This window comes from Nonomuraea rhodomycinica, assembly GCF_013363995.1.
GTDB lineage: Bacteria > Actinomycetota > Actinomycetes > Streptosporangiales > Streptosporangiaceae > Nonomuraea > Nonomuraea rhodomycinica.
Window position 1 is genome coordinate 824477 of sequence record NZ_JABWGO010000001.1, and the last position, 16341, is coordinate 840817.

16 protein-coding genes are annotated in these 16341 nt (G+C 73.0%); 13 read left to right on the forward strand and 3 right to left on the reverse strand.

Translation table 11 applies throughout. The annotated features are described in order from the left end of the window. Window positions 1–55: 55 nt before the first annotated feature. Window positions 56–835: an HAD-IIA family hydrolase gene (locus HT134_RS03895; protein ID WP_175598841.1), complete on the reverse strand. Its 780-nt coding sequence runs from the start codon at window positions 833–835 to the stop codon at window positions 56–58. Between the two features lie 62 nt (window positions 836–897). Between HT134_RS03895 and HT134_RS03900 the strand changes: the two genes are divergently transcribed. The 8 genes from HT134_RS03900 to HT134_RS03935 all read left to right on the forward strand — a co-directional run bounded on the left by HT134_RS03900 (window position 898) and on the right by HT134_RS03935 (window position 9829). Further along, a complete protein-coding gene (locus HT134_RS03900; RefSeq protein ID WP_175598842.1) occupies window positions 898–2130 on the forward strand; it encodes a M20 metallopeptidase family protein in 1233 nt (410 codons plus the stop codon). Between the two features lie 91 nt (window positions 2131–2221). Continuing rightward, window positions 2222–2974, forward strand: coding sequence for an aminotransferase class IV (locus HT134_RS03905; protein WP_217707165.1), 753 nt, complete (start codon window positions 2222–2224; stop codon window positions 2972–2974). A gap of 173 nt (window positions 2975–3147) precedes the next feature. Further along, window positions 3148–4974: an ABC transporter substrate-binding protein gene (locus tag HT134_RS03910; protein ID WP_175598843.1), complete on the forward strand. Its 1827-nt coding sequence runs from the start codon at window positions 3148–3150 to the stop codon at window positions 4972–4974. 7 nt (window positions 4975–4981) lie between these two features. Beyond that, window positions 4982–5989 (forward strand): ABC transporter permease, encoded by a 1008-nt coding sequence (locus HT134_RS03915; protein ID WP_175598844.1) that lies wholly within the window; start codon window positions 4982–4984, stop codon window positions 5987–5989. Beyond that, on the forward strand, window positions 5986–6903 hold the full coding sequence (locus tag HT134_RS03920; RefSeq protein ID WP_175598845.1) for an ABC transporter permease: 918 nt from the start codon (window positions 5986–5988) through the stop codon (window positions 6901–6903). The genes HT134_RS03915 and HT134_RS03920 overlap by 4 nt, the downstream gene beginning before the upstream one ends. 6 nt (window positions 6904–6909) lie before the next feature. Continuing rightward, on the forward strand, window positions 6910–7950 hold the full coding sequence (locus HT134_RS03925; RefSeq protein ID WP_312887951.1) for an ABC transporter ATP-binding protein: 1041 nt from the start codon (window positions 6910–6912) through the stop codon (window positions 7948–7950). Further along, window positions 7947–8957, forward strand: coding sequence for an ABC transporter ATP-binding protein (locus HT134_RS03930; protein WP_175598846.1), 1011 nt, complete (start codon window positions 7947–7949; stop codon window positions 8955–8957). Before HT134_RS03925 ends, HT134_RS03930 begins: the two co-directional genes overlap by 4 nt. A gap of 5 nt (window positions 8958–8962) precedes the next feature. Further along, window positions 8963–9829 carry a GNAT family N-acetyltransferase gene (locus HT134_RS03935; protein ID WP_312887952.1) on the forward strand — a complete coding sequence of 289 codons (867 nt, stop codon included), beginning with the start codon at window positions 8963–8965 and terminating at the stop codon, window positions 9827–9829. Window positions 9830–9843: 14 nt separating this feature from the next. On the opposite strand, the gene HT134_RS03940 is transcribed toward HT134_RS03935, so the two are convergent. Beyond that, window positions 9844–10956, reverse strand: a complete 1113-nt coding sequence (locus HT134_RS03940) for an exo-beta-N-acetylmuramidase NamZ family protein (protein ID WP_175598847.1) — start codon at window positions 10954–10956, stop codon at window positions 9844–9846. Between the two features lie 57 nt (window positions 10957–11013). Here HT134_RS03940 and murQ point away from each other — a divergent pair, with 57 nt between their 5' ends. Beyond that, a complete protein-coding gene (murQ, locus tag HT134_RS03945) occupies window positions 11014–12024 on the forward strand; it encodes an N-acetylmuramic acid 6-phosphate etherase (protein WP_175598848.1) in 1011 nt (336 codons plus the stop codon). A 107-nt stretch (window positions 12025–12131) separates the two neighbouring features. Then, window positions 12132–13202, forward strand: coding sequence for a serine hydrolase domain-containing protein (locus tag HT134_RS03950; RefSeq protein WP_175598849.1), 1071 nt, complete (start codon window positions 12132–12134; stop codon window positions 13200–13202). A 73-nt stretch (window positions 13203–13275) separates the two neighbouring features. Here HT134_RS03950 and HT134_RS03955 read toward each other — a convergent pair whose 3' ends face one another. Then, window positions 13276–13662 (reverse strand): MerR family transcriptional regulator, encoded by a 387-nt coding sequence (locus tag HT134_RS03955; RefSeq protein WP_175598850.1) that lies wholly within the window; start codon window positions 13660–13662, stop codon window positions 13276–13278. A 50-nt stretch (window positions 13663–13712) separates the two neighbouring features. Here HT134_RS03955 and HT134_RS03960 point away from each other — a divergent pair, with 50 nt between their 5' ends. The 3 genes from HT134_RS03960 (at window position 13713) to HT134_RS03970 (ending at window position 16312) form a co-directional block, all read left to right on the forward strand. Continuing rightward, window positions 13713–14915, forward strand: a complete 1203-nt coding sequence (locus HT134_RS03960) for an MFS transporter (RefSeq protein WP_175598851.1) — start codon at window positions 13713–13715, stop codon at window positions 14913–14915. Then, window positions 14908–15678: a class I SAM-dependent methyltransferase gene (locus HT134_RS03965; protein WP_175598852.1), complete on the forward strand. Its 771-nt coding sequence runs from the start codon at window positions 14908–14910 to the stop codon at window positions 15676–15678. The genes HT134_RS03960 and HT134_RS03965 overlap by 8 nt, the downstream gene beginning before the upstream one ends. 79 nt (window positions 15679–15757) lie before the next feature. Then, window positions 15758–16312 (forward strand): DinB family protein, encoded by a 555-nt coding sequence (locus HT134_RS03970; protein WP_312887953.1) that lies wholly within the window; start codon window positions 15758–15760, stop codon window positions 16310–16312. Window positions 16313–16341: the final 29 nt, after the last annotated feature.

Sequence of the window (16341 nt, forward strand, 5' to 3'; positions counted from 1 at the left end):
ACGCTCACCCTGCCACGCGTACCTGTCAGAACGCGTCAGGTACGGGCGGCGGACCTCAGACGAGGTCGACGAGCTCGGCCACCGACTCGACCACGAGCGAGGGCCGGTAGGGGAAGCGCTCGATCTGCTGGGGCTGGGTGACGCCGGTCAGGACGAGGATCGTGTAGAGCCCGGCCTCCATGCCGCACACGACGTCGGTGTCCATGCGGTCGCCGATCATCGCGGTCGTCTCGCTGTGGCCCTCGATGGCGTTGAGCGCGCTGCGCATCATCCGGGGGTTGGGCTTGCCGACGAAGTAGGGGTCGACGCCCGTCGCCTTGGTGATCATCGCGGCGACCGCGCCGCAGGCCGGCAGGGAGCCCTCGGTGGAGGGGCCGATCGGGTCGGGGTTGGTGGCGATGAAGCGGGCGCCGTTCTCGATGAGCCGGATCGCGCGGGTGATCTGGGTGAAGCTGTAGGTGCGGGTCTCGCCGAGCACGACGTAGTCGGGGTCGAGGTCGGTGAGGATGTAGCCCACCTCGTGCAGGGCCGTGGTCAGGCCGGCCTCGCCGATCACGTACGCCGAGCCGCCGGGCCGCTGGTCGTCGAGGAACTCGGCGGTGGCCAGGGCGGAGGTCCAGATCGACTGCTCCGGCACCTCCAGGCCGGCCGCCGCGAGCCGTACGGACAGGTCGCGGGGCGTGTAGATCGAGTTGTTGGTCAGCACCCTGAACGGCTTGCCCGAGTCGCTGAGGCGCTTGATGAAGGTGTCGGCGCCGGGAACGGGGCGGCCCTCGTGCACGAGGACGCCGTCCATGTCGGAGAGCCAGTAATCGATCCGTTTACGCTCGGTCACCCGGTCATCGTACCGAGGGAGTCTTGTCGACTTCGCGACAGGTATATGAGCGAATAGGGGCTATGTCGCCCACGCTGTTCACCGAAGCCGCGCAGGACCTGCGCGACGAGCTGGTCGCGCTGCGCCGTTCGCTGCACGCCACCCCCGAGCTCGGCCTCACCCTGCCGCGCACCCAGGAGAAGGTCCTGGCGGCGCTCGACGGGCTCCCCCTGGAGATCTCGACGGGCACCGCGCTCAGCTCCGTCACCGCGGTGCTGCGCGGCGGCGGCCGGCCGATCGGCGGGCAGGCCCCGGTCGTGCTGCTGCGCGGCGACATGGACGGCCTGCCGGTCGCCGAGCGCAACGACCTGCCGTACCGGTCGGAGATCGACGGCCGGATGCACGCGTGCGGCCACGACCTGCACACGGCGATGCTGGCGGGCGCGGCGCGGCTGCTGTGCGGGCGGCGCGAGGAGCTGGCCGGCGACGTCGTGTTCATGTTCCAGCCCGGCGAGGAGGGGTTCGAGGGCGCCAAGGTCATGATCGACGAGGGGGTGCTGGAGGCGGCCGGGCCCCGGCCGGTCGCCGCGTACGGCCTGCACGTGATCTCCTCGATGCTGCCGCCCGGCCTGTTCACCTCGCGGCCGGGGCCGATGATGGCGGCGGCCGACGTGTTCCAGGTCCGGGTCAAGGGGCGCGGCGGGCACGGCTCCAGCCCGCACCGGGCGCTGGACCCGGTGCAGGCGGGCTGCGCCATGGTGACCGAGCTGCAGACGATGGTGACGCGCACGTTCGACGTGTTCGACCCGGTGGTGGTCACGGTCGGCCAGTTCCACGGCGGGACGACCGACAACGTGATCCCGGACGAGGCGTACTTCGAGGCGACGCTCCGCACGTTCAGCGCGGAGGCGCGGGCCGTGGCGAAGCGGCGGCTGGTCGAGGTCGTCGAGGGCGTCGCGGCGGCGCACGCGCTGGGCGTGGAGACCTCGTTCGGCATGGGCTACCCGGTGACGGTCAACGACGCCGACGAGGCGGGCTTCGCCGAGCGCACGGCCGGCGACCTGTTCGGGCCCGGCCGGTTCCTGGTCACGCCGCAGCCGGTGATGGGGTCGGAGGACTTCTCGTACGTGCTGGAGCGGGTGCCGGGGGCGTTCCTGTTCCTCGGGGCGTGCCCGCCGGAGCGCGACCCGGCGACGGCGCCGTACAACCACTCCCCGGAGGCGCTGTTCGACGACGCGGTGGTGCCGGACGGCGCGGCGCTGCTCGCCACCCTGGCCCGCGACCGCCTCGCCGCGGCGGCGAGCCTGGACACCTGAGCGCCGCAGAGGCGCCCGAGCCCCGCACGAGGCGACGTGCGGGCGCCCGGAGGGTCGAACGCGCCCGCCCGCGTTCCCTAGGCTGGGACGCGTGATCGATCGTGTAGCCGTCGACGGCCGGCCCGCGGGCGCCGGCGACCTCGGGCTCGCCGCGGCGGCCCGCTACGGGCACTTCACCGCCATGCAGGTGCGCGGCGGCCGGGTGCGGGGCCTGGCCCTGCACCTGGCCCGCCTGCGCGCCGCCAACGAGGAGCTGTTCGGCGCGGCCCTGGACGAGGAGCTGGTCCTGGCCACCGCGCGGCACGCCCTGGGCGGCGCGCCCGACGCGAGCGTGCGGGTGATCGTCGCCGAGCGCGACGGGGTACGGGTGATCGCCACGGCCGCGCCTCCGCACGCCTGGCCGGACACCCCGCTCTCGCTGCTGCCGGTGCGCTACGCGCGCTACCTGCCGCACGTCAAGCACCTCGGGGGCTTCCCGCAGGCCCACCTGGCCCGCAGCGCGCCGGCCGCGGGCTTCGACGACGTGCTGTTCACGGACGCGGACGGCTTCGTCTCCGAGTCGTCGATCGCCAACCTGGGCTGCTTCGACGGCGAGCGGCTCCTCTGGCCGGATGCCCCGATGCTGCGCGGCATCACCATGGCGCTGCTGGAGGAGGGCGAGCTGCCGAGCGAGCGCCGGCCGCTGAAGGTCGCCGACCTGGCCGGCCGTCCGGCGGTCTTCCTGACCAACTCGTGGGGCGTCGTGCCGGTTTCCCAGGTCGGTGACCTGCGGATACGCTCGGATGAGGCCGCCTTGGCCCGGGTGCGGGACGCCTACGAGGGCGTCCCCTGGGATGTGATCTGACCCGTACGCCCGACCTGGGACGGAATGGAGCCGAGCGCCATTGCGGACACCCATGAAGGAAAGTTACATTAGCCTCACAACCCCTGGAGATTATTGACGCGCCCTTGGCGCGACCGTAGGGTCCGGTCAATCCTGCAGATCCTGAACAGGTCAGACATCCCCCGGAGCGGAACATGAAGCGACTAGCAGCCGCAGCGGCGTTGCTGGGCCTCGCAGCCACCGTGACAGCGTGCAGCGGTGGTTCCCCCACCAAGTCCGGTTCGGGCGGAGGTGGCGGGCTCTTCACCACGATCGACGTGAACAGGCCCGGTCTGGACGCGTCGGCCCCGGCCAACCCGTACAACCCGAAGGGGAACTCCTTCCCCGCCTTCAACTCCATGAAGCTGGGATGGGTCAAGAACCACCTGACGGACCCGAACCAGGCGCTGCCCGGCATCGCGGCCAGCTGGGAGGTCGCCCCCGACAACTCCGCCATCACGCTGAAGCTGCAGCCGAACGCGAAGTGGTCCGACGGCCAGCCGGTCACCGCCGAGGACGTCAAGATGTCCATCGGGATCGCGTACACGCAGGGCAGCACCGCCTTCTCGGTCACCCCGGGCGCCGCCGGAGTCGCCTCGGACGTGACCGTGGTCGACGACAAGACCTTGAAGATCACGCAGGAGATGGCCAACCCGAGCCCCAAGTTCGTGCGCGGCGTGCTGGACACCACGGTCCTGCCGTCCCACGTCTGGAAGGACGTCCTGCCGGCGAACTTCTGGGACACGCTGAAGGCCGCCCGCGGTGACGACGCCGCCGCCGAGAAGGCCCGCGCCGACATCACCGCCCTCGGCCAGAAGGTCCTCACCTTCGCCCCGCCGAAGGACGTCTCGGCCGGACCGTTCGTGCTGGAGCGGGTCAACCCCGGCGAGGCGCTGCTGGTCAAGAACAAGAACTTCTACAACGCCGCCAACGTGGCCCCGGCGCAGGTGAAGTTCCTCAACTACACCGGCAACGAGCAGATCTGGAACTACCTCACCGCCGGCAAGCTCGACCAGTCCGGCTTCATCGCGGCCCCCACGGACGTGATGAACCGGATCAAGCAGGCGCCGGGCAACGAGGTCATCAAGGGCTACTCGCCGGTGGCCGTGAGCATGGCCTTCAACCAGTCCAAGAAGCCGTACGACAACGTGCACGTGCGCCGCGGCCTGGCCTACCTCATCAACCGCGACGAGGTCACCAAGGTCGCCTCGCCCGAGGGCGGCACCCCGGCCGTCACCACCAGCGGCATCCACCAGAAGGCCGCCCAGGCCTGGATCCCCGACACGCTGCCCAAGCTCGACCCGTACAAGCCGGACCCGGCCAAGGCGGAGGCCGAGTTCAAGCAGGCCGGCCTCACCAAGAAGGACGGCAAGTGGGCCCTCGCCGACGGCACGCCGTGGAAGGTGTCCATGCACGCGCCCTCCGGCTTCTCCGACTGGCTGTCGGCCCAGGAGAACATCAAGAGCCAGCTCGTCAAGAACGGCATCGACGCCGAGGTCGTCACCACCACCGACTACCCGCTCTACCTGGAGGAGCTGGCGGCCGGCAAGTACGACGTCGGCTTCTGGCTGATGGCGCTCGGCCCCGCGCCGTACGACATCTTCCAGCGCCTCTACGGCGCCTCCAACGGCTGGACCAACGTCGCCGGCAAGGTCACGCACGCCGCGCCGGGCAAGAACGGCAACTGGATGGGCGGCCCCGAGGAGATCGAGGTCGACGGCGCCAAGATCAACCCCGGTGAGCTGACCGGCAAGCTCAACACGGCCACCGCGGAGCAGGCCAAGCCGATCATGGCCCAGCTCGCCACCGCCGCCAACCAGGACCTCCCGGTCATCCAGCTCTGGGACTACGTCAACAACCAGTTCGTCAACAACACCCGCTTCACCGGCTGGCCGCACGACGACGAGATCCTCCGCCTGGGCACCGGGGTGCTCCCCGCCGGCGTGTGGATCCAGCTCGGCATGGTCAAGGCGAAGCAGTAAGGCCCTTATGACGGTCATCGCACGGCGACTCGCGGGCCACCTGGCCCGCGGGCTCGTCATGATCCTCGTGGTCGCCACGATCAGCTTCTTCATCGTCAACAACATCCCGGGCGACCCCATGGCCGCCCGCTACGAGAAGCTCGTCGAGGGCGGCATGTCCCCGGAGGCGGCCGCGCAGGCCGTCAAGGTGCTCTACGGCTTCCAGCCGACGGGCACCCTGTGGCAGCAGTACACCGACTACATGGGCGGCCTGCTCCACCTCGACCTCGGCGTCTCCGTCAGCAGGCCCGGCACCCCGGTCCTCGACGTGCTCGGCGAGGCGGCGAAGTGGACGGTGCTGCCCGTGCTGGTGGGCACGCTGCTGAGCTTCCTCGTCGGCGTCATCCTCGGGGTGTTCGCGGCGATCAAGCGCACGAGCAAGCTGGGCGACGCCCTGGCGATCTCCGGCTCGCTGCTGCACGGCATCCCGCAGTACGTACTGGCGATGCTGCTCGTGGTGATCTTCGCGACGCTCATCCCGATCCTGCCCGCCGACGGGCCGGTGGACATCCTCTTCGAACCGGGGTTCAACGCCGGCTACATCGGCTCGCTCGCCGAGCACGCCGTGCTGCCGGTCGTCACCTACGCCCTGTCGGCGTACGGCGGCTGGGTCCTCGCGATGAAGTCGAGTGTGGTGACCGTCCTGGGCGACGACTTCATCCTGGCCGCCGAGCTGCGCGGGATGAAGCGCTCGATCGTCTTCCGCTACATCGCGCGCAACGCGATCCTGCCGCTGTTCACGATCCTGGCGCTGTCGCTGGGGCTGCTGCTCGGCGGCGCCGTGTTCATCGAGAAGATCTTCAACTACCCCGGCCTCGGCCTGATGCTCATCAACGGCGTCAACGACCGCGACTACGCGCTGATGAGCGGGGCGTTCCTGCTGATCACGGCCGCGGTGATCGTGGCCAACATCGTGGCCGACCTGTTCTACAGCACGATCGACCCGCGGGTGCGCAGCGGCGAGGAGGCGGCATGAGCGCCACGGTCATCCCCGAGACCTCCGGCGGCGGCCTGTCCACGGCCTCGGCCATGCGGCGCAACTTCTGGCGCGGCGTGTGGCGGGTGATGAGGCGCAAGCCCAGCCGGCTGGCCGGCGCGGTCATCCTGGTCGGCTTCGTGTTCATGGCCGTCTTCGGGCCGATGTTCTACCCGGACAACCTGCCGGGCGACGCCGACGCCATCACCCGGCCGCCGAGCTGGGAGCACTGGTTCGGCACCGACCCGCAGGGCCGCGACGTGCTCGCGCTCGTCATCACCGGCTCCCGGTACGTGCTGCTCAGCGCCGCCGTGACCGCGCTCATCACCGTGGTCTTCGGCACCGGGCTCGGGCTGTTCTCCGGCTTCAAGCGGGGCCGCTGGGACACCGTGCTCATGCGGGTCACCGACATGAAGCTGACGATCCCCGGCCTGCCCCTGCTGCTCGTCCTCGCGACGGTCTGGAAGTTCGGCAGCCCGCTGCAGATGGGCCTCGTGCTCGGCCTGCTCGGCTGGGGCGGCGTGGCCCGCGCGGTGCGGGCCCAGACGCTGTCGCTGCGCGAGCGCGGCTTCATCGAGGCCGCGCGCGGGCTGGGCCTGTCCACCGGCCACATCATCGGCAAGGAGCTGCTGCCGAGCATGGCGCCGTACATCGCGATGAACATGCTCATCGCGGTCACCGGCGCCGTCTACGCGCAGGTCGGCCTGTTCTTCCTCGGCGTGCTGCCGTACGAGTCGAACAACTGGGGCGTCATGCTCAACCTGGCCGTCTTCCAGGCCGGTGCGATGATCACCCCGTACGCGCTCGGCTACCTGCTGGCGCCGCTGCTCGCGATCCTGCTGCTGACGCTCGGCATCGTGCTCGTCGTGGACGCCATGGACGAGATCTTCAACCCCCGGCTGCGTGAGGAGTAACCACCGGTGGCCCAGCCAGAGACGGCACCCCCGCAGATGGCACCCGCGCCGGTCCCGGCGCCGGTCACGCCCGCGCCCGGGGTGCGCATCGACGGCCTGACCGTCGTCTACAAGACCTCCGCGGGCGAGCTGCCGGCCGTCCGCGACGTCAGCCTCACCCTGGAGCCCGGCTCGATCACCGGCATCGTCGGCGAGTCCGGCTCCGGCAAGTCCACGCTGGCGCTGTCGCTGCTCAACGCGGTGCAGCCGCCCGGCCGGATCGCGGCCGGCAGCGTCGAGATCGACGGGCTCGGCGACGTCGTCGGGCTCGCGGGCGAGCGGCTGCGCAAGGCGCGCGGCGCGCACATCGGGTACGTCTTCCAGGCGGCCCAGAACTCCCTGAACCCGCTCAAGACGGTCGGCAAGCAGCTCCTGGACCTGGGCCGCTCCCACGACGTGGACGACCTGCGCGGCCTGGTCCGCGAGGCCAAGGAGCTGCTCGGCCGGATGGGCCTGGACGGCGCGCGGGTGCTCGACTCCCACCAGCACGAGCTGTCCGGCGGCATGCGGCAGCGGGTCGGCATCATGCTGGCCCTGGTGCTCAACGCCCACCTCGTCGTCCTGGACGAGCCGACCACCGCCCTCGACATGATCACGCAGGCCAACATCCTGAAGATCGTGCGCGAGGTCCACGCCGAGCGCGGCCTGACCACGCTGGTCATCACCCACGACATCGGCGTGGTGGCCGAGGTGGCCGACCGGCTGGCCGTCATGTACGGCGGGCGGCTGGTGGAGCAGGGCCCGACCCGCGAGGTGCTGGGCGCGCCCCGCCACCCGTACACCCGGGGCCTCATCCAGGCCATCCCGCGCCTGGTGGGCGACATCGACGAGGCGCGGGCGCTGCCCGGCCGGCCGCCGACGCTGGCGACCGTGCCGGAGCGGGGCTGCGTGTTCCGGGAACGCTGCGCCCTGCGCATGGACATCTGTGAGACCGACGATCCGGCGGCCCTCGCCGACGGGCCGAGGATCGTGGCCTGCCACGCGGTGGGCGCGAAGGAGCGCACGTGATCACGGCAACCGGCATCACCAAGACCTTCAAGCAGCGCGGCGGCGTGCTCGCCGGACGCGAGGTCCACGCCCTGCGCGGCGTCGACTTCTCGATCGCCAAGGGCGGGGCCGCCTCGTTCATCGGCGAGTCGGGCTGCGGCAAGACCACGCTGGGCCGGATCATCGCCGGGCTGGAGTCGTACGACGGCGGCGAGATCGCCATCGCGGGCACGCCGATGACGCCGCTCAGGCCCAAGCAGCGCCAGCCGCACTTCCGCAAGATCCAGATGATCCACCAGGACCCCTACTCGGCCCTGAACCCGACCCGCACCATCCACCAGACCCTCCAGGCGCCGCTGGCGCTGCGGGCCCGCCAGACCGGCCGTTCGAAGCAGTGGATGGAGGAGCGGGCCGCCGAGGTGCTGTCGCTGGTCGGGCTCGACCCGGGCAGCGTGCTGTCGCGCTACCCGCACCAGCTCTCCGGCGGCATGCGGCAGCGGGTCGTCATCGCCCGCGCGCTGACCGTGGACCCCGAGATGCTCGTCGCCGACGAGGCCGTCTCGATGATCGACGTGTCGCTGCGGCTCGGCATCCTCGCGCTGCTGAAGGACCTGCGCGAGCGGCTCGGCGTGGCCGTGCTGTTCATCACCCACGACGTGGCCACCGCCCGCTACATCGGCGACGACGGCGAGCTGTTCGTCATCTACCGGGGCCAGGTCGTGGAGCGCGGGCCGGTGGACACCGTCATCGCCGACCCGGTCCACCCGTACACGCAGTCGCTGCTGTCGGCCATCCCCGTCCTGCACGGGCTGGAGGAGCCGGGCGAGCAGCCCGTCGTGCCGCTGGAGTCGCTGGACGAGTCGCAGGCCGACGCCGGCTGCCTGTTCGCCCGCCGCTGCCCGTTCCGGGACGAGCGGTGCGAGAGCGAGCTGCCGCTGCTCCAGGTGACCGACGGCGTCCCGCAGGAGCACGCGTGCTTCCACCCGCGCAGCCGCAGCGTGATCGCCCGTCCGCTGAGCGGCGTGTGACCCGCGTGCGCGAGGGTTCCGCTCTGGGCGGGGAGGACCTGGAGCGGGCCGTACGGATCGCGGAGGCGGCGCTGACGCTGGACACCCCCGAGGCGGGCGCGCTGGTGCGGCGGCTGGCCGCCCCTCCGGCGGACCGCACCTGGGGCGCGCTGGTGAGCGAGGGGGGCGTCGTGATGGCGTCCCTGTCCACGCGCGAGCCCACCGTGGGCCACCTCGACCTGCTGGCCGTCCATCCGGAGCGGCAGGGACGCGGGGCCGGCCGGGAGCTGGTCCGCGCGGCCGAGGAGTGGCTGCGCGGGCACGGCGCGACGCAGGCCCGCATGGCCGGCAACCCGCCGTGCTACGCCTGGCCGGGCGTGGACGTCCGCTACACCGCGGCCGCCTGCCTGGCCGAGAGCCTCGGCTACGAGCGCTACCACGTCGCCTGGAACATGACCGCCCCCCTCGGCCCCGGCGCCGACCTGTCCACCGAGGCCGACGAGGCGCTGCTGGCCGCGGAGGGCGTGGCGGTGCGCCGGGCCGGCGACGACCGCGACCGGGTGGCCGCGTTCGTGGCCGAGCACTGGAACGAGCGCTGGGCCTGGGAGGCGGCCAACGCCGCCGGCCTGCACTACGCCGAGCGCGACGGCCGGGTGCTGGGGTTCGCGGCGTGGGGCGCGCGGCCTGCGTGGTTCGGGCCGATGGGCACGGCGCCCGAGGCGCGCGGACTCGGCGTGGGCCGGGTGCTGCTGCGCCGCTGCCTGGCCGAGCAGCGCGCCGCCGGGCAGGACACCGCCGAGATCGGCTGGGTGGGGCCGCTGCGGTTCTACGCGCGCGCCGTGGGCGCGCGCGCCGAACGCGTCTTCTGGCTCTACCGGCGCGACCTGGCGTGATGTCACGCCTGAGGTCACGGGTAGAGCAGCGGCCCCGCCGGGGGCGCGGGCTCGGGGCACAGCGCCCTCGGGTCCTCGCCCTTGTCCAGGCACGCCGTGAGCGTGTCCGACCCCCACAGGTGGTCCTCGAAGTTCTCGGGCCCCCACCAGCCGAAGCCGTCTGGATAGAGCGTGCGGGCCACGTGCAGCATGGACACGCCGGTCAGCACCGGCCGGAACGCGGCCCGGTCGAGGACGTGCAGCTGGACGCCGCGCACGGTCGTGCCCGCGTGCTTGTGGAAGGTGGGGGTGAACCAGGTGTCACGGAAGCGCACCCCCGGCAGGTCCAGCGCGTTGAGCTCGGCGGCGAGGCGCTCGTCCACGAACGGCGCGCCGACCAGCTCGAACGGCCGGGTCGTGCCGCGCCCCTCCGAGAACGTGGTGCCCTCGAACAGCGCGGTGCCCGGGTAGGCGAGCACGGTGTCGGGGGTGGGCATGTTGACCGACGGCATCACCCACGGCAGCCCGGTCGCGGCGGCGTCCATGTCGCGCCGCCAGCCCTCCATCCGCACGACGTCCAGGTCGAGGTCGAAGCCGAACAGCAGCGCCAGCTCCCCCACGGTCCTGCCGTGCCGCACCGGGATCGGGAAGCGGCCGACGAAGCTCGCGAACGCCGGGTCCAGCTCCGGCCCCTCGGTCACGGTGCCGCCCAGCGGGTTCGGCCGGTCGAGCACCACGAACCGCAGCCCCAGCCGCTCCGCCGACGCCATGAGGTCGTACATCGTCCACACGAAGGTGTAGAAGCGGGCTCCCACGTCGGCGATGTCGAAGACCAGCGTGTCCACCCCCGAACGGGCGACCACCTCGTCCAGCGCCTCGCCGGAGAGCTTGTGCGTGTCGTAGGCGGGCAGGCCCGTCCTCGGGTCGGTGGTGTCGGGCTCGCTGGAGTCGGCCTGCGCGGTGCCGCGCACGCCGTGCTCCGGCCCGAACAGCGCCACCAGCGGCGCGCCGCCGGCCAGCAGCGCCTCGGCGGTGGGGGTCAGATCGGGAAGGACCCCGGTGGGGTTGGTGATGAGGCCGAGCCGCCGTCCACCCGCCAGAGAGGCATCCGCGGCCAGCCGTTCGGCTCCGGTTCGTACGTACGTCATGAATCCATAGTCTGAAAGATATTTACAAGAGAGAAGGAGAAGGTGGAAATTAGCGTCATGATTGATCCGCTACCCGAGCCCTCCGCCGAGGCGTCCACCGGGTCCTCCACCGGCTCGCCGGCCCTGCCAGCCCTCGACGGCGCGTCCGCCGCGCCGACCGCCGGCTCGCCGGCGGTGCCGGCCGGCGAGCTGGCCACCGAGCAGAGCGACCCCCGTTACGCCCAGATCGACCGGCTGCCGACCGAGCAGATCGCGCGCCTGATGAACCAGGCCGACGCCGCGGTGCCCGCCGCCGTCGCGGTGGCGATCCCCGCCATCTCGGCCGCCATCGACGCGATCTCCGCGCGGATGGGCTCGGGCGGCCGGCTGCTGTACGTCGGCGCGGGCACCTCGGGACGGCTCGCCGTGCTCGACGCCTCGGAGTGCCCGCCCACGTTCGGCACGGACCCGGAACTCGTCCAGGGCGTCATCGCCGGCGGCCTGGACGCCCTGACCCGCTCCGTGGAGGGCGCGGAGGACGACGCCGAGGCCGGCGCCGCGGACATGGAGCGCCTGGAGGTGGGACCGCTCGACTCGGTGGTGGGCGTGTCCGCCAGCGGCCGTGCCCCGTTCGTGCTGGGCGCCCTGGCCGAGGCGCGGCGGCGCGGCGCGCTGACCGCCGCCCTGTCGTGCAACGACGGCGCGCCCCTGTCGGCCGCCGCCGAGCACGCGATCGAGGTCGTCGTGGGCCCCGAGGTGGTGGCCGGCTCGACCCGCCTCAAGGCGGGCACCGCCCAGAAGCTCGTGCTCAACATGATCTCCACGATCGTGATGGTCCGGCTCGGCCGCACGTACGGGAACCGGATGATCGAGATGTCGGCCATGAACAGCAAGCTCGCCGACCGGGCGGTGCGCATGGTCGTCGACATCACCGGCGCCGACCGGGAGACCGCGGCCCGGGCCGTGGACGAGGCCGGCGGGCAGGCCAAGACGGCCGTGGTGATGATCCAGCACGGGCTCGACGCGGAGGGCGCCCGGGCGCTGCTGGAGTCGCACGGCGAGCGGCTCAGCGACGCGCTGAGCGGCTGAGAGCGACGCGCTGAGCGGCTGACGCGCCGGGCGGCGTTCCCGGGGCGCGGCGGACGGCGCCACTGGTGCCCGGACGGACGGAAGAACGGAAGAGCGGAGGGGGGAAGGTGGCGGAGGGACTCGAGGAGGTCCTGGCCGACGCGGTGCCGCGCGTGTGCTCGGCGGCTGTCGCGCTCGTCGCCGTGGACGGCGAGGTCGCGGCGGCGGCGGTGGCCGGCGAGCTGGTCAGGTACACCGACGGCGAGGGCACCCTGGCCGGCGAGCGCCCGCCGGCCCGCCGCGACTCGATCTTCGACCTGGCCTCGGTGAGCAAGCTGTTCACCACGGCCGTCGTGCTGTCCCTGGCCGAGCAGGGCCGCCTCGGCCTGGACGAGCCGGTGGCGGCCTGGCTGCCCGGGCGCGACCCGCGGATCACGCCGCGCCGCCTGCTCACCCACACGGCCGGGCTCCCGCCCACCCGCCGGGTGGACCTGGAGCTGCCCCACGCCGGGCATGCCGCCCGGCTGGACGCGATCATCGACACGCCCGTCACCGGCCCCGTCGGCGGGCCGTACCTCTACTCCGACGTCGGCATGATCACGATGGGCCGGGTGGCCGAGCTCGCGGGCGGCGCGCCGCTCGACGAGCTGGTCCGCGCCCGCGTCACCGGCGTGCTGGGCCTGGACGCGACGGGCTACCGGCCCGGTCCGGGCAAGCTGGCGCGCGTGGCGGCCACCGAGTGGAGACCGGAACGACCGGGGCCGTCCCCGTCGTCACCGGGCTGCGTGCGCGGCGAGGTGCACGACGAGACCTGTCACGGCCTGGGCGGCGTGGCGGGGCACGCGGGGCTGTTCGCCCCGGCCGACGACCTGCTGGCCTTCGGCGAGGCGCTGCGGCGCGGCGGCGGCGCGATGCTGCGGCCGGAGAGCGTGGCCGAGATGGTCCGCGACCAGGGGGCCGAGGGGGCGCCGTTCCGCCACGGGCTCGGGGTGCGGATCGGTGACCCGGGCATCGTGGGGCCGCTGGAGGGGGCGTACGGGCATTCGGGCTTCACGGGGACGTCGCTCGTCGTGGACCCGGCCCGCGGGCTGACGGTGGTGCTGCTGACCAACGCCGTGCACCCGCTGCGCGGCCGGGACGGCATCCGCGACGTGCGCCGCGCCGTCGCCGCCGAGGCCCTCCGCCTGTCCGGCCGCTGACCGCCGCCCGTACGCGGCGAGCCGCCCTCACCGAAAGCCCCCTCGGCGGGCCGCCTCGGCGGGGCCGGCGCGGTCAGGCCGGGACGCGGGCGGCCGGCGACGAGAGCGTCCGCGGCGCCGCGTCTATGACGGCGTCGAGCAGGTCACGCGACTCCTGCAACTCCTCGATGGCGCGGGTGATGCGTTCCCGCTGGTGCCGCAGGTCGTCGACGATCTCCGGGCAGACCGGGACCAGGTTCCCGGCCTTGACCCGTACGCAGGGCAGCACCTGCGCGATCGTCTCGGTGTTGAGCCCGGCCGACAGCAGGCGGCGGATGCGCACGACGGTGTCGACGTCCGACTCCTGGTAGGAGCGGTAGCCGCTGGCCGCCCGCTCCGGCCACAGCAGCCCCTGCTGCTCGTAGTACCGCAGCAACCGCTCATGAACCCCGGTACGACGCGACAGTTCCCCGATGCGCACGGCGCCTCCCCTTGACTCTGACATGGATGTCAGAGCTTAGCCTCCCCCGCATGAGAAGGACGTTTGCGGTACTCGCCGCTCTTTGCGTCAGCGTGTTCGTCGTCGGCACCGCCGAGTTCCTGGCCGCCGGCCTGCTGCCGCGGATCGGGTCCGATCTGGGGGTCTCGGTCGCCGTGGCCGGGCAGGTGGTGACCGCGTACGCGCTCGGCACCGTGGTCGCGGGGCCCCTGGTGGCCGTCGCCACCGTGCGGCTGCCGCGCAAAGGTCTCATGCTCGCTCTGATGGCGGTCTTCGCGGCGGGCAGCGTGGTGAGCGCGCTCGCGCCCAGCTATCCGGTGCTGCTCGCCGGGCGGGTCGTCTCGTCGGTCGGCCATGCCACGTTCTTCGCGCTGACGCTGATCGCGGCCACCACCGTGGCCGGTCCCGGGCGGGCCGGCTCCGCGATCGCCGCCGTGACCTCCGGCCTGACCGTGGCCAACCTGCTCGGCGTGCCGCTCGGTTCGGCACTCGGCCAGCAGCTGGGCTGGCGTTTCCCGTTCGCCGTGCTGGCCGCGCTGGCGCTGGCGTGCCTGGCGCTGCTGGCGTTCGCGCTGCCGCGCGTCCCGGCGCAGCCCACGAGCGTCACCACGGAGCTGTCGGTGCTGGCCCGGCGGCCCGTGCTGGTGTCGGTCGCGACCACGGCCGTCGGTTTCGCCGGGGTGGGCGCGGTGTTCACGTACCTGGCGCCGACGCTGACCGAGGTGAGCGGCTTCACCCCGGCCATGGTCTCCTGGCTGCTGCTGGCCTACGGGGTGGGCAGCCTGCTGGGCAACCTCGTCGCCGGACGGCTCGCCGACCGGTCCGTGGGGGCGACGCTGCGCGGCGTCTTCGCGTGCCTGACGGCGCTGCTCGCGGTGCTGCCGCTGGCCGTCGTGCACAAGCCGGCGGCGGCGGCCGCCGTGCTGGGTCTCGGGCTGCTGGCCACCGCCACCGTCGCTCCGCTGCAGAGCCTGATCCTGCGACGTGCGGGCGCCGCCCCGACCCTGGCGGTCACGGTCAACGTGGCCGCGTTCATGCTCGCCCACGCGGTGGGCTCGGTGATCGGCGCCGGCGTCGTGACCGCCGCCGGACTGCGCTGGACGGGCCTGGCCGGAGCCGTGCTCAGCGCCGCCGGGCTGCTGCTGTCCTGCCTGGCCGTGCCCCGGCGCGCCGCCGCCACGCGGCGGCCGGAGCACCCGGCCCCGTCCCCGACCCTGAGGAAGATCCATGACTGAGGCCATCGACCACTACGACCGGCTGCTCGCCCGGCACTACACCTGGATGCTCGGCGGCGACCTGGCCGCCCTCGCCGCCGAGCAGGCCGACCTCCTGCGCGACGCCGGCGCCGCTCCGGCGGGCCCCGGCGCCACCGCCGTGGACCTCGGCTGCGGGCCGGGCAGCCAGAGCCTGGCCCTGGCCCGGCTCGGCTACTCGACCGTACTGGCCGTCGACACCAGCAAGGCGCTGCTGGACGAACTGCTCACGGCCGCGGGCGGCGACCCGGCGATCCGGACCGTCCAGGCCGACATCCGCACCGTGCTGCCGCGGATCACCCCGCCCGGCGGCGCGGACCTCGTCGTCTGCATGGGCGACACGCTGACCCATCTGCCGGGCAAGGACGAGGTGACCGCCCTGATCGGCGACATCGCGCGGGCCCTGGCCGAGGGCGGCACGCTGGTCGTCACCTACCGCGACCTCAGCCGGCCGCTGACCGGCACCGACCGGTTCATCCTGGTCCGCGGGAGCGCCGACCGGCTGCTCACCTGCTTCCTGGACTACCGCGACGACGACGTCGTCGTCGTCCACGACCTGCTGTACACCCGTTCCGGCGACACCTGGAGCCGGCAGGCCGGCAGCTACCCCAAGCTGCGGCTCGGCGCCGGCTGGCTCGCCGAGCGATGCGCGGCGGCCGGGCTGACCGTGCGCCGCGACGAGCTCGGCCCTCGGGGCATGCGCCTGCTGACCGCCGTCAAGGCACCGCCTCCGCCGGCGAACTGACGGCATGCCCCGGCCGCGTGACCACGCGCACCGGCCCCTCCCCCAGAGATTCCCTTCTTTTCAGAGAGGCACGAACACCGTGAGCAATGAGACCCCCCGGAGACGGAGCGAGATCCTCGGCGGCGACGAGGACCGCCGCTTCACCTTCCCCGCCGTCGGGGACGAGCGGACGCTGCTCGCCGACGTCCTCGCCGCGCAGCGGGCGACGCTGGAGCTGAAGTGCGCGGGCCTGGACACCGAGCTGGCCCGGCAGTCGGTGGAGCCCTCCACGCTGTCGCTGCTCGGACTGGTCCGGCACCTCGCCGACGTCGAGCGCCGCTGGTTCCGGTGCGTCCTGGCCGGCCAGGACGCACCGGGACGCTTCTCCTCCGCCGACGACCCCGACGGCGACTTCGACGGCGCCGTGCCGGACCCCGACGTCGTCGCCGGCGCCTGGCTGGCGTGGCGGGAGGAGGTGGCCTTCGCCGACGCCTACGTCGCCGAGGCGCCCCACCTCGACGTCGAGGGTCACGACGCCTGGCGCGGGCGGGTCTCGCTGCGCTGGGTGCTCATCCACATGATCGAGGAGTACGCCCGGCACAACGGGCACGCCGACCTGCTCCGCGAACGCATCGACGGGGCCAGAGGCGTGTGAGCGGGACGGGCGCCCGGTGACCTCGCGGA